The sequence below is a fragment of the Hymenobacter psychrophilus genome, assembly GCF_900107135.1.
Classification (GTDB): Bacteria; Bacteroidota; Bacteroidia; order Cytophagales; family Hymenobacteraceae; genus Hymenobacter; species Hymenobacter psychrophilus.
Window position 1 is genome coordinate 19,350 of record NZ_FNOV01000017.1, and the last position, 12,923, is coordinate 32,272.

General features: G+C 62.2%; 11 protein-coding genes. 1 reads left to right on the forward strand and 10 read right to left on the reverse strand.

The window, feature by feature from the left end; translation table 11 throughout:
* Nucleotides 1–14: 14 nt before the first annotated feature.
* From BLW21_RS19040 to BLW21_RS19085, 10 genes are all read right to left on the reverse strand, one after another.
* The gene (locus BLW21_RS19040) at nt 15–1,487 is read right to left on the reverse strand and encodes a hypothetical protein (protein WP_092743385.1); all 1,473 of its coding nucleotides are present in this window, start codon (nt 1,485–1,487) and stop codon (nt 15–17) included.
* Nucleotides 1,488–1,534: 47 nt separating this feature from the next.
* Nucleotides 1,535–2,911: a sigma-54-dependent transcriptional regulator gene (locus BLW21_RS19045; RefSeq protein ID WP_092743387.1), complete on the reverse strand. Its 1,377-nt coding sequence runs from the start codon at nt 2,909–2,911 to the stop codon at nt 1,535–1,537.
* 61 nt (nt 2,912–2,972) lie between these two features.
* Complete coding sequence (locus BLW21_RS19050) at nt 2,973–3,677, reverse strand: head GIN domain-containing protein (RefSeq protein ID WP_092743389.1); 705 nt, start codon at nt 3,675–3,677, stop codon at nt 2,973–2,975.
* 125 nt (nt 3,678–3,802) lie between these two features.
* Nucleotides 3,803–4,696, reverse strand: a complete 894-nt coding sequence (locus BLW21_RS19055; RefSeq protein WP_245711968.1) for a DUF5694 domain-containing protein — start codon at nt 4,694–4,696, stop codon at nt 3,803–3,805.
* A gap of 93 nt (nt 4,697–4,789) precedes the next feature.
* On the reverse strand, nt 4,790–5,992 hold the full coding sequence (locus BLW21_RS19060; RefSeq protein WP_092743391.1) for an FtsX-like permease family protein: 1,203 nt from the start codon (nt 5,990–5,992) through the stop codon (nt 4,790–4,792).
* Nucleotides 5,989–7,239 carry an ABC transporter permease gene (locus BLW21_RS19065; RefSeq protein ID WP_092743392.1) on the reverse strand — a complete coding sequence of 417 codons (1,251 nt, stop codon included), beginning with the start codon at nt 7,237–7,239 and terminating at the stop codon, nt 5,989–5,991. The genes BLW21_RS19060 and BLW21_RS19065 overlap by 4 nt, the downstream gene beginning before the upstream one ends.
* A gap of 197 nt (nt 7,240–7,436) precedes the next feature.
* Nucleotides 7,437–8,693, reverse strand: a complete 1,257-nt coding sequence (locus BLW21_RS19070; RefSeq protein WP_139255324.1) for a TonB family protein — start codon at nt 8,691–8,693, stop codon at nt 7,437–7,439.
* 74 nt (nt 8,694–8,767) lie between these two features.
* Nucleotides 8,768–9,967, reverse strand: coding sequence for an ABC transporter permease (locus BLW21_RS19075; RefSeq protein ID WP_092743396.1), 1,200 nt, complete (start codon nt 9,965–9,967; stop codon nt 8,768–8,770).
* Nucleotides 9,964–11,208 carry an ABC transporter permease gene (locus BLW21_RS19080; protein ID WP_092743398.1) on the reverse strand — a complete coding sequence of 415 codons (1,245 nt, stop codon included), beginning with the start codon at nt 11,206–11,208 and terminating at the stop codon, nt 9,964–9,966. The genes BLW21_RS19075 and BLW21_RS19080 overlap by 4 nt, the downstream gene beginning before the upstream one ends.
* A gap of 116 nt (nt 11,209–11,324) precedes the next feature.
* Nucleotides 11,325–11,993 carry an ABC transporter ATP-binding protein gene (locus tag BLW21_RS19085; RefSeq protein WP_092743463.1) on the reverse strand — a complete coding sequence of 223 codons (669 nt, stop codon included), beginning with the start codon at nt 11,991–11,993 and terminating at the stop codon, nt 11,325–11,327.
* 326 nt (nt 11,994–12,319) lie between these two features.
* Here BLW21_RS19085 and BLW21_RS19090 point away from each other — a divergent pair, with 326 nt between their 5' ends.
* On the forward strand, nt 12,320–12,919 hold the full coding sequence (locus BLW21_RS19090) for a hypothetical protein (protein WP_092743400.1): 600 nt from the start codon (nt 12,320–12,322) through the stop codon (nt 12,917–12,919).
* Nucleotides 12,920–12,923: the final 4 nt, after the last annotated feature.

The window sequence follows — 12,923 nt, forward strand, 5'->3', positions numbered from 1 at the left end:
AAGCCACCAGGCAGTTATTTTAACAGCAACAGCGGCCGTTTTGCCTCCAGGTGCCCCTGCTGCCTTAGTCGTTCGGCCGCAGCGCTCAACTGCTTTTCCTCGTGCATGTTCACCAGAATAACCGGTCCGTTCGGGCCAAGGATACTCAGCACGAAATTCTGCTCCGGCCGCAGGCGTACCGCCTGCAGCGCCGGCAGCTGTTGGCGCAGGTACCTGAGCGTGGCCTTGTGCTCCCGCGTTACGATAATAACGGGGAGCGACTCGCCGCTTTGGGCCATTTTCGCGCCTTCAGATGAGGCCAGAATGGGGGTCAGGGTGCGGGTGTAGTTGCTCCTGAACTGGTTGCGAAATGCCAGGATGGCAGCGTTATAATCTGCGGCATTGGTCCAGTAAAGCACGTTGCGAAACAGGTTGACATATTCGGTGGCCGCCCGCGGAAAAACCTGGTCGAAGGCACTGATGGCCTGCTGCACGAAGAGGCTGTCGATGGGCTGGCCGCGCTCCACGTAGCCCGTCATCAATGGGTAAAGGGCGTGGGCGTAGCGGTTGATGTAGTCGTCATTGTACCATTCGCCGGTTTCGGGCCGGCCGGTTTGCTGGGCATAAATCCACTCGCCGGCCACCGTGGCCAGCGCCTCCTCCATCAGGTTATAAGCGTAGCGGCGGTTGGGCGATGCACTGCCCAAATACCAGCGCTCCAGCTGCTGCTGCAAGCCCCGCTGCTGTTGTGCCGAGAGCGAGTGGCTCATCTCGTGAAATACGACGGCCGAGCCGCCCACAAAGTCGCGCGAAGCCGGGTGGCAGTCGAGCAGCACCAGGTTGCCGCTCACCCAGGCGTGGTTGGTAAAATCATTGCCCGCATCTAATTGCGGATTGAGTTGGATGCGGTAGGGCAAGGCATCGGGCCACACGCTGCCATAGAAAGTGCGGAGCTGGCCAAACTTGCGCATCAGCTGCTGCTGGCCTACGTACTGCGCGTAGGCCGTGCGCAGCTGCCGCAGCTCGGCGGCGTGGGGCTGCCAGGCCAGCGTATCGAAGGCGGGCAGGAAGTAACGGTACACGCTGTCGAGGCTCACCAGCACCTCGTTGGGCAGCAGGCCCACGGTGCGGCGCTGCAAGTCGGCCAGGTCCTGGGCATCGGCGCTGGCGGCCAGGTAGGCTGGCACAGTGGAGCCCACGCTCCCCAGCCGGCCCGTCGGGTAGCCCTCCCGGTCGAAGCCAGGCTCGTAATCGAGGCTCTGGTAGTGGCGCAGCCAGCGGCGGGCAGCAGGCGTGTTGAACCGGCTTTTCTCGAAAGCCCGCCGGGAGCCCGCATGGCCCCCGCTACCCCCCGCCAGCGTCTCCACAAACCGCACCAGGCTATGCACCTGGCCGACTTCGACGCTAACGGCCGGACCGGAGCCGGAAGCAACCAGGCCAACGGCGGGGCCCTGCGCCCAGGCAGACCCGGCCACGAGCAGGCACCAGAGAAACTGCAGGTACTTCATGAGGCTAAGAAGTAAGGGGAGTTGGTGTGCATTCCGGCAGCGACGCTTTACGCATCAAAAGGAATACTGTATTTCTCCAGCCGCCGATACAGCGCCCCGCGGCTCAGGCCCAGCGCCCGGGCCACGCGGCTGATATTGCCCTCATAATGCGCCAGGCTCTGCCGAATCATTTGTTCTTCCAGCTCTTCCAGGGTCATGGTGCCGGGGGCAGGCAGCTCATGGGCCACTGCAGACGAAGGGGATAGTGAGGCCGTCTGAGCCTGGAAATCTTCGGGCAGCAGCTCGTCGTGGCCTGAAATCAGCACGGCGCGCTCCACCGCGTTTTTCAGTTCGCGGATGTTGCCGGGCAGCGGCTGCTCCTGCAGCCAGTGCAGCGCGCGGGTGCCCACCTGCAGCGCCGGGCGCTGGTAGGTGGTACGCAGCTGCTCCACAAAATGGCGCACCAGCAGGCCAATATCCTGGGGCCGCTCACGCAAAGCGGGCAGGCGCAGTGTCAGCAGATTGATGCGGTAGAACAGGTCTTCGCGGAAGCGGCCGGCCCGCACCTCCTCGGCCAGCCGCCGGTTGGTGGCGCATACCACCCGAATGTCGAGGCGGCGGGGCTTGCTGTCGCCGAGCACTTCGTAGGTGCGGTCTTGGAGCACCCGCAGCAGCTTTACTTGCGACGACAGGTCCAGCTCGCCGATTTCATCCAGAAAAATGGTACCGCCCTGGGCCAGCTCGAACCGGCCCACGCGGTCGGCTTTGGCATCGGTGAAAGCCCCGCGGCGGTGGCCAAACAGCTCGCTTTCAAACAGCGAAGCCGAAATACCGCCCAGGTTCACCTTCACAAACGGCTGGCGGCGGCGGGCACTGTTGCGGTGCAGGGCCTCGGCAATCAGCTCCTTACCCGTGCCCGACTCGCCCTCAATGAGCACCGAGGCGTCGGTGGCCGCCACCTGGCCCACCTGCCGCAGTACGTGCAACAGGCCCGCATCCTGCCCGACAATGGCAGCAAAATCGTGGCGGGCATCGAGCTGGCGGCGGTTCAGGACGCTTTCGGCGGCGGGTGCGGGCGCGTGCAGGGCCAGCACCGTTTTGATGGTGCTCAGCAGATGCTCGTTGCTCCAGGGCTTGGTCAGAAACTCGGCGGCCCCGGCCTTCATGCCCTCCACGGCCAGCGCAATACTGCCCCAACCCGTCAGCAGCACCACCGGCAGCGCGGGCCAGCGCCGCTTAAACTCGGTCAGCAGCCGTAATCCATCGGCCCCACTGGTTTCGAGCGCGAAGTTCATATCCAGCAGCACCAGCCGGGGCGGCGTGGCTTCGGCAGCGGCCAGGGCCTCGGCCGCGCCAGGCACGGCCTGGGTCTGGTAGCCGGCTTGCTTCAGCAGCAGGCCCAGCGAGGTGCGGACGGCTACATCGTCGTCAACGAGTAAAATCATAGTTGGTGTTTAGCTAGGCCCCAGGCCTTCTACGGACTGTTCTCGTCGCCCTTAAAAGCAGCTACCGGCTCCGGACGCTGCCGCCGCTGCTGGTGCTTTTGCTTACGTTGGGTGAACCGCTGTAGCTGATGCCGCCCCCGCTCGTAGCACTGGCCACGAGATTTTTTTGCACGTTCACGGCAATATTTCCGCCGCTGGTTGCCGCGGCCTCGCAGGTAGCTACTTGTAAGGTACGGCCCTTGAATACGCCCCCGCTTGTGACGTGCACCTGTAACATTTCTACTTGCCCGGTGAGTGTGGCTACGCTGCCGCTAGTTAAATCAAGGTACAGCGCGGCGGCCCGGAAATCGGCTACCAGCGACGCCCCCGACGACAGATCAACGGCCAGCTTATCGGTAGCGTAGGGGCCAGGCACGGTGAGTTGGGCGCCGCTGCTGCCGTCGAGCTTACTGATGACGGGGGCCGATACTTCCACCCGCAGGTTGCGGACCGAGCTCTTGCGGCCGAACTGCTCGCTCTGCTCCCGCTCGAAGGACACCACGAGCACACCGTTACGGACTTCGGTTTTGAGACGGGCCAGCAGTTCCGCCGTTTCGGCCGTGGCCTCTACCCGCTGGGCCGGGCCGGCCGTCAGGTTCAGTTCGATACCGTTGCTGACCTCAATGGCCTGGAAGGAAGCCAGCTTGCGGGTTTCGGTGGTTGATTGGGCCAGGGCGGGCACCAGGGCCAGCAGCCACAGGGCGAAGATGGAGAGGATGTTTCTCATAGGAAAGGGGGTAAAGATGGCAGATAAAGCGGCAGATGTTTGGTAGCTGTATTTAGTTGCCTGGGTGTTCGGACGTTGTTTTCTCGCGCAGGTTCGCGGAGGCAGGGGGAGGTTGATAACCGGCCCTATTTATGCGGGCGCAGGAGCTTCATTTTGTTGGTTTTTAGATAGTTGGCAGCGTGTACCACCTCGTAGGCCGGATTAACGGCCAGCAATTCTTCCAGCACCCCCACGTGGGCCACGCCAAATAAGGCCATTACCCGTTTGCCCTGGGTTTGCTGCTGGGCCCGCAGGATATTCGAATAGATTTTGAGGTTGCGGTTGTAGAACAACGTGATGTAATGGGCCCCGATATACTCGGTATCGACGCTGCCTAAATCATTGGTATTGGTGCCGCTGGCCGAAAAACTGCCGTTCATTACCAGCGCCGGTGTATTGAACTGCATACGGTGCATTAGCCCCACCAGGGCGGGCTGGTTGGCCAGTGCCAGGTAGTCGTACAGCGAAAGACTGTCCTTCTGCACCAGGGCTTTCAGCGGCCGGACCGTCGTCTGGAGCAACCGCAGATCTTGGGTAAAGGCTTCGATATTGGTGCCGCTACTCAGCAGGCTTTGCGAGGTGGCGGCGTAGTAATCCACGCCTTTGGGGCTGGGCAGCCCGAGCTGGTGGGCCAGCTTGAAACCAATCTGGTACCGCTCGCTCCGGCCGGTTGGCAGGTCTTCCAGCCGCAGGCTGCCTTGCCGGTACAGCGCGTACAGGCTGTCTAGTTGCGGCTGCTCCTTGGCTTCGGCTTCCACCAGAATAACGTCGGGCCGGAATTTGGCCAGTTGCACCCGTACCTTGGCCAGCTCCGCCTGCTTTTTGGGGCTGAAGACATCCGATTCGGGCTGCTTGTTATAGAGCTGACTGAGGTGGTCGGAGCCTACTACCATCACCTGAATTTTGGCAGTTTGGGCACTTTGCGCCGCGCCCACAAGCGGCAGGCCCAGTACGAGCCAGGTTGCAAAAAGACGAGGCAAGGAGTTACAGAACATCAGGAACAGCGAATAAACATGATTTGGCAGGACCAGGCAACGGGCCCATTTTGCCTGCTTTCGGCAAGTGAAAATGTCTTACTCCTCGCGCAGGGCCACGGCCGGCCGGATGCCGGCGGCCAGCCGGCTCGGGTACAGCGCGCACACTGTAGCCAGCAAGTAAAGCGCCCCGGCCGCCAGCAGCATGGCCGTAAAGTAAACCTCGGGCCGCACGTTCTGCACCGAAAGCAGCGGAAACTGCACCGCCACCAGCAGCCCCAGCACCAGCCCGAAGGTAGTCACGACCAGGATTTCGCCCAGCACCTGCCGGCTGATGCCACCGGCCGTGGCTCCCATTGCCCGGCGCACGCCCAGCTCGCCCCGCCGCCGGCTGATGTTGAGCCACAGCACGCCGAACAGCCCCAGCGCCACATTCAGCAGCAGAAACACGCTCATGGCCCCCAGCAGCAACGGCTTGGTCAGGCGCGTCTTCATCTGCACGGTATGCATCTCCGAGAGGGTGCGGATGGTGCCCGACCAGCCGGGCCCGATGCGGCGCACGTCGTCGGTGAGTTGCTTTTCGAGGGCCGCCCCGCTGCCCGGCTTCACGCGTAGCAGCACCGACTGGGCCAGAAACAGCGTGTCTTCCGGCTGAATGGCCTGGAAGATGGAGGGCAGCGGTTCCTGCAGCTCGCCATCGGTGCGGTAGGCCCGCACCACACCAACCACGCGCCTGGTTGGCTCGTCGCGCCCCCCCAGCTGGCCACCCAGCGCAGAAGTGCCATCGGGGTACATGGCCCGCTGCATCCGCTCGTCAATTACTACCGGCAGCTGGCTGCCGGCCACCGCGTCGGCCGGGCCGAACCAGCGGCCGGCCACCAATTCCAGCCCCATTACCTCGCGTAGCTCCGGCCCCACCACGTAGGCGTTAATGGGCCCAATGGGCCGCCGGGTCGAGTCGCGCGGGTCAACAAAATCCAGCCGGGTCTGGCTGTCGTTGAACGAGAAGGGCGTGTTGGCGGCCGTCAGGGCCGCGCCCGCCACCTGTGGGTTGGCCCTGATTTGGGCCATGAGTTGGCGCGAGGTGCCAAATTGCTCGGCCCGGGGCTGGGCGCCGGTCGTGAAGTTGAGCTGCCACACCTCGGCATACTCGAAGCCCAGCGGCTGCCGGTAGTTGGCCCACAGGTTGGTGCCAATGGTACCGACGGCAAACAGCACCACAAAGGCCAGAAATATCTCGACGACCAGCAGGGCGTTGGCCCGGCGGCGGTTCCACATCAGCGTAAACAGGTGGCGAATCATAAGGCAATTCCTCCTTTCAGGGCCTGGTTGGCCGGTAGTTTCGACATTTTGTAGGCCGGGTACACGCCCGACAGCACTCCGAACAGCAGGGCCAGCAGCAGTCCTACGCCAAATACGCGCCCATTCAGCCCTAAATGGGCGTAGGGGATGAAGTGGCTCTCGTTGAGCGAGTACAGCACCAGCGCCGCCAGCGCCAGCCCCAGCAGCCCGCCCAGCAGCGTCAGGAAGAGGTTTTCGACCAGAAACTGCCGGATAAGCGTGCCGGCCGTGGCCCCAAAGGCCTTGCGCACCCCAATTTCGGCGGCCCGCTCCAGCGTGCGGCTCACGTTGATATTGACCAGATTGAGGGCCGGCAGCAGCATAAACAGTAGCCCCAACCCCACCCACTGCCGCCAGAAGCTGGCCGCGTCGCCGTCTTGTCCGGCGGCGTTGTTGTGGTTGGCCATGTAGTGGGCCAGCAGCGTGCGGGCGTAGGACTTGATTTCCCGGTACTGCTCGGGCTCGGGGATGGGCAGGCGGGCCAGCACCTGCTGGTACTCGGCTTGAATGGCGGGCACATCGGCGGCCTGGCGGGCCAGCACGATGGCCTGGTAGTCGCCCATGTAGCTGGGGTCGCGCAGGTCGGCGGTAGTGGTGGTTACGGGCAGCCAGCACTCGGCGTAGGTCAGCTCGCGCGAGGTGGGGACGTCGCGCACCACGCCCAGCACTTGGTAGGGCTGGCCTTCGAGCTGCACGGCCCGGCCCACGGCGGCGGCCGCCGACCCGAAACTGCGGCGGGCCACCGTTTCGTTGAGCACGAGCACGTGGGCCGCGTCGCGCACCTCGGCCCCGTTGTAGGGCCGGCCGGCCACGAAGTCGAAGTCGAGCACCGACCAGTAGTTGCCATCGGTGTAGCAGCGGTCCACTTTCACCACTTGCTTCCCCACGTACAGCGTAATGTTGATGGAGCCCCGCTCGCTCACCGCCACCTTTTCCGGCGTGCGCAAAGTCCGGACGTAGCGGTTGAGAAAGTCGTAGCCCACACTGGAAGCACTCTGCGACTGGGGTCCGCGCAGTATCATGCGGTTGATGAACAGCAGCCGGTCGGTACGCAGCTCGGGCCGGGCCGGGCCCACGGCGTTATCAAACAGCGCGTACAGCACCACCAGCATCATGAGGGTAAATGAGATGCCGAACAGGCTGATGAAGGTGAAAAACTTGCGCCGCAGCAGCACCTTCCAGGCAATTTTCAGGTAGGAAAGAAACATCGGTCTTACAGTTAACGACTGGCACGAGGTGCCAATTCATGCATTAAAAAAATAATTTTATTGCTTCATTATTTATTTTATATCCAACTAAATTTCATTTTAATTTTTAATCACCATAATCAACGACAACAAAAAAATAATAAGCATTTCAATAATATTCTACTTAATTTAATTACGTAAAGCTGCTGACCGCTTGATTATTTTTCCTCTTTATTTTCAGCGGGGGAATACGGAAAAGGCAGACTCACGCGGATTGCATGGTCCTGTCCGGCCAGGTTCTGGTAGCGGGCCGTCTGCATTACCCGCACGGCCTCCTCGTCGCAGCCGTAGCCCAGGCCCTTCACTACCGCTATATGCTGCGGGAATCCAGCTTTATCCACCACCAACTCCAGGGTCACGTTGCCCTGCACCTGCCGGGCCGCCGCTGCCGCCGGATACTGCAGCCGGGCCCTGAGGGCCTCGTAGCTGCCAATCAGCTCCACACCCGAAGGCCGGGCGGTGAGGAGCGGGGTGTACAGCTCGGCCGGATTGGGGTTGAGCGTTGCGGTAGGTACCTGATAGGCGAGTTTATACCGGTGTAAATACTCTTCCAGCGGCTCCAGCCCCACTTTGGTCCGGCGCACATTCACGTTGGGCTCGTCCTCAATCGGAAGCAACGTGTAGTGCCCGTTCACCACCGCACCCAGCTGCGAGCCGTACACCTGCGGCTGGCCCGCCTCCCCGTTCAGGCGGTCGATAAGCAGGGCCAGCGCCGACCACGACAGCTCCTGCTTGTCGGCTGCCGCCATCAGCATTGGCCGGTACTTTTCGTCGGGGTTGTGCTGAACCACGAAGAAGGCCACGTTCTTCTGATACTCCCCCACCAATGACCGGCCCGGATAGCCATGAATGGCCAGCAGGCTGTCGACCTGCCGACTAAGTCCCTGGTCTATACGGGTCTGCGCAGCCATAGCTTCTATCATCTGCGGAGCATTCAGCCCGTATTTGCGTTCGGCCGCCGTGGCCTCTTGCCGGTAGTGTTGGTCGTGGTAGCGAATTTGTTTCAGCAACGCCACCAGTTTTGGGGCGAACGGGGCCTCGTGGCGCTGCTGTTTGGTGCGGGCGCTGGCAAGCAGGCGCGGCCAGGTCGGGCGAGCAGCCAGGGAAGCAAAATCCTCCTCGGTGCAGAGCTGGTCTTCGGTGAAATAGCCTTTCTCAACGGCCTGGGTCAGCCAGGCCAGGGCGCGCTTTGGCTCCTGATTGCGGGCGGCAGCGCGGGCGGCTTGGTAGTAGTCGCGTGCGCTGCCGCCCCGGGGCAAAGCCTGCTGGTAGCTGGCACTGGCCGCCGCGTATTCCTCCCGCAGCAAGTGCTGCCGGGCAGGAGCCAGTACATCGGGTGCCACCTGAGCGGCAGCGGGGCCAGAGCGCATCTGGCTGGCCAGGGCTAGCAAGGTAATGAAGGGGGAAAGTCGCATATACTGGCGGGAGTTGCAGGGAATATCGAAACGGCGCTTCTGCTTTTGATTTCTGCGGAGAAAATCCTGCTCACTCACTCTTCGCGCAACGCCACGGCGGGCTGCACGCGGGCGGCCAGCCAGCTGGGTTGCAGCGTGCAGAGCAGGGTGAAACCGTAGAGCACCACCAGCGCCAGCGCCATACCGAGCAGGTACACGTGGGCACTCACGCCCAGCACGCCCAGCAGCGGAAACTGCGCCGCCACGAACAACCCCGGCAGCACGGCCAGCGTGGTAAGCACCAGCGTTTCGGCCACGAACTGCCAGCCGATAGCCGTAGCCGTGGCCCCCAAGGCCCGCCGCAGCCCAATTTCGTCGCGGCGCTGGCTGATGGCCTGCCACAGCATCCCGAATAGCCCCAGGGCCACGTTCAGCAGCAGAAAGGCACTCACGATGCCCACGGCCAGCAGCGGGGCCAGACTGGTTTGCAGGGCCAGGGCGCGGCTGTCGGTGAGCGGGGTGGCACTCACGGTCCAGGTTTTGGTAACGGCCGTTACGGTGCGCACCAACTGCTGCTCCAGGGCGGCGCCGGCGCCGGGCTTCACCTTTACCAGCAGCGTGTAGGAAAACATGCGCGTGCCATCGGCCGGCGGCACCCGGCGGCGAAAAACCACCGGCTGGGGCGGGGCCAGGTCGCCACCCGGGCGGTACGAGCCCACTACGCCCACCACCCGGCCCGCCATCTTCTCGTTTTCGTTCATGGAGTGCTGCAGCCTGATGCGCTGGCCCAGCGCCGGCCGATTACCGAAAAACGCTTCCCGCATTTCCTGGTTGATGATGACCGGCGGCAGGCCGGCCGCCTCGTCGCGGCGGTCGAACCAGCGGCCTTCCAGCACCGGCATTTTCAGCAGCGCCGCAAACTGGTCGTCGGTTTCTACCTCTGTTACTACCAGCGGCGGCTGGCCGGCCACGGTGGCCGTGCTGTTCATCACGTACTCGCTGAACGGGGTGCTGTACATGGCCAGGCTCACCGCCTCTACCCCCGGCTGCTGCCTTAGCTGCCGTTGCAGCCGCAGCAGCGTGGGCTCCTGGGGCAGCGTGTCGTTGTTGGTGGCCAGGCGCAGCGTCCAGACGTGCTTGTAGGTAAAGCCCGGCGGCTGGCGAAACGCCAACCCCACCCCGGCCACCAGGCAGCCCAGCCCGAAGAGCACCAGAAACGTGAGTAGCAGCTCTAAGGCCAGCAGGCTGTTAGCGGCCTTGCGGCGCCAGATAAGTTTGAGCAGGTGCCGAATCATGCGCGGGCGTGTTTAAGGGCTTCCACGGCCGAAAGCCGGGCCATTCGCCAGGCCGGGTAGGCCCCCGACAGCAATCCGAACACCAGTGTTGCCACCAGCGCCCAGCCAAACACCACCAGACTAAGCTGAAAATCACCGTAGGCGGCCAGGTAACCGCTGCTCAGGGCGCGCAGCAGAGCCGCCGCCAGCAGCAGCCCCAACAGGCCGCCGAGCAGCGTCAAAACCACCGTCTCAACCAGAAACTGCCCGGCCAGCATGCCCGCCGTGGCCCCAAAGGCCTTGCGAATCCCGATTTCACTGGCCCGCTCGCGCATCCGGCTCACGTTCATGCTAATCAGGTTGAGGGCGGGCAGCAACAGCAGCAGCGCTACGGCCCCCGCGCTCAGGGCCCGGAAAAGCTGCACGGGCCTGGTCGTCCAGTTGTAGCGGGCCAGCAGCCGCTCGGCCACCGACTCGCCCAGGGTAGTGGGAGTTAAGGAAATATGGCTTTCATTGTTATCCATTGGAATGGCTGCCACGGCCCGGCGCAACGCGGCCTGCACGGCCGGCACGGCCGCGGCCGAGGGAGCCAGCAGGAGCATTTCGCTTTCGCCGAAAGGCATTTCCGGCTGCCGTTCCAGCGCACTTTGCTCGTAGGGTGCCCAGATGTCGGCGTAGGCGTGGAAGCGCATGGTGGGCACATCGGCCACCACCCCCACTACCCGGTAGCGCTTCTCGTTGGCTTCCAGCAGCTGCCCCACCGCCGGCCGGCCGGGCCCAAAATACTGCCGGGCCGTGCGGGCGCTGATGACGGCCACCGCCTCGCCAGTGCGGGCCTGCTCGTCGGAGTAGGGCCGGCCAGCCAGAAATCGGAACTGCAACACCCGCCAGAAGCCGCCATCGGTGGGTTTGAGGGCCAGCGCCAGCTTGCGCCCCCCCACGTAGGCAGCCACTGCCTGTCCCTCACCGCTGATGCCCGTTTGCACCCCCGGTCCCAGCTTGCGCAGATGCTGGTTTATCAGCCAGTAGCTGGGCCGCATCTTCATTTCGCCCATGCCCGGCAGCTGCATTTGCATGTAGCTGCCAAACAGCAGCCGCTCGGGGTGCAGCTCGGGCACGTAGGCCCCCACGGACCGGTCGTACAGCGCCACGCCCACCAGCAGGATCATCAGCGTAAAACTGATGCCCACCAAACTGATAAGCGTAAAGAACTTACGCCGGAGCAGCACTTTCCAGGCTATTTTCAGATAAGAGAAAATCACAGCTTTTTCAATTGAAAAATTGAGAATTAAGAGTTAAAATTTGGGTTCCTATAATTGCTGCATAAATTCTAAAAAACTCACCTTTTAATTTTTCACTTTTAATTTTTAATTCCCCTTCAACTCACCTGGCTGCCATCAAAAAAACGGATGAGGCGCTGGGTTTTCAGCGCCTGCTGCTCGTCGTGCGTAACCATGACGATGGTAGTGCCCTGCTCGCGGTTGAGGGTCAGCAGCAGGTCCATGATTTCCTCGCCCATCACCGAGTCGAGGTTGCCGGTGGGCTCATCGGCCAGAATGATTTCGGGCTCGCCGGCCAGGGCGCGGGCAATGGCCACGCGTTGGCGCTGCCCGCCCGAAAGCTGACTCGGGAAGTGGCCGGTGCGGGCCCCCAGGCCCACTTTTTCGAGGGCCGCGAAGGCCCGTTGGCGTCGCTCCTTGCCCCCTACCCCATCCCGGTACAGCAGCGGCAGCTCCACGTTGTCGAGCACCGAGAGGTCGTTTATCAGGTGGTAGCTCTGGAAAACGAAGCCGATTTTGTGGTTGCGCAGCCGGGCCAGCTCCTTATCGGAGTAGCTCTGCACGGGCCGGCCATCCAGCTCCAGCGTGCCGCTGGTGGGCTCGTCGAGCAAACCCATAATGCTGAGCAGCGTGGACTTGCCGCAGCCCGAAGGCCCCATCACCGACACGAATTCGCCCTGGTTGATGGTGAGGTTGACGTGGTTGAGGGCCACCGTTTCGATGGTGCGGGTCTGGTACACTTTCTCGATGCCGGTGAGCTGGAGCACGGCCCGGCCAATACCAGCCGCCGGGGCAGTTGCGGGTTGGGGCGCGTCAGTGGCCGAGGTGAACAGGTTGGTCATAAGGCGAAAGTTAAAGGCGTTAGTTGTCCGGTTTTGAACAGGGAAAGCGGGTAGTTACGGGAGGATATTCAAGCAGCGGACCAACTTTATAACACACTATTTCACAGATATTTAATTATAATCAAGCGATTTGCAAGGGCGGGAATTGTGTCCGATTTCGGACGGGTTGTTCGGAAATAATGCGTTCTTATGTGCGTTATCACCCGCGCTGATTCAACGGTCAGCATTTGGCCTTCTCAACTTACCGCCCAATGAAAGTTTTCTTATTCCTGCTGGGTCTGCTGAGCGCACAAGTAGCGACGGCCGATAGTTGGGAATTGCCCAAAACCACGCGCTACCACAGCCCCGACAGCAGCTGGTTTGTCGAAGTCGTTCCGTTGCACATACCGGCGAAATACTACGCTTACCATGGCACTAAACCGCGCCGTCGGCACAAATTCACGGCGGCCGATACGGTTATTATTCCCTGCCACGCTACCATGTTTCGCCTGCAGGGGTCGGACACCATCAAGGTGTGGGAAAAGCAGCTCATCAACCGCATAGCCCCAGTATCGGCCTTGGTTTCGACTAATGGCCGCTACCTCGTAACAGTTGATAACTGGAGCAGCATGGGCTACGGCGTCGATGTGTTGGCCGTCTACGACGTGCAGGGCAACCTGCTGAAGCGGTATGCGCTGGAGGACTTCTCCCCTTTCCCAATCAACACCTACTGGCGCAGTATTTCCTCGCTCTGGTGGAATTGCGGTGTGGAGTGGCAGGCCCCGTACACGCTCGACATCTGTTTTCAAGATGAACAGAAACAGGAAAAGCACCGCACTTACAATTTGGAAACCATGCAGTTTGGGCCCTAAAACG

What these genes read in the sequence shown, in the direction of transcription:
- BLW21_RS19040 (WP_092743385.1), bottom strand. Translation starts at nt 1,487, where the DNA reads ATGAAGTACCTGCAGTTTCTCTGGTGCCTGCTCGTGGCCGGGTCTGCC.
- BLW21_RS19045 (WP_092743387.1), bottom strand. Translation starts at nt 2,911, where the DNA reads ATGATTTTACTCGTTGACGACGATGTAGCCGTCCGCACCTCGCTGGGC.
- BLW21_RS19050 (WP_092743389.1), bottom strand. Translation starts at nt 3,677, where the DNA reads ATGAGAAACATCCTCTCCATCTTCGCCCTGTGGCTGCTGGCCCTGGTG.
- BLW21_RS19060 (WP_092743391.1), bottom strand. Translation starts at nt 5,992, where the DNA reads ATGATTCGCCACCTGTTTACGCTGATGTGGAACCGCCGCCGGGCCAAC.
- BLW21_RS19065 (WP_092743392.1), bottom strand. Translation starts at nt 7,239, where the DNA reads ATGTTTCTTTCCTACCTGAAAATTGCCTGGAAGGTGCTGCTGCGGCGC.
- BLW21_RS19070 (WP_139255324.1), bottom strand. Translation starts at nt 8,693, where the DNA reads ATGCGACTTTCCCCCTTCATTACCTTGCTAGCCCTGGCCAGCCAGATG.
- BLW21_RS19075 (WP_092743396.1), bottom strand. Translation starts at nt 9,967, where the DNA reads ATGATTCGGCACCTGCTCAAACTTATCTGGCGCCGCAAGGCCGCTAAC.
- BLW21_RS19090 (WP_092743400.1), top strand. Translation starts at nt 12,320, where the DNA reads ATGAAAGTTTTCTTATTCCTGCTGGGTCTGCTGAGCGCACAAGTAGCG.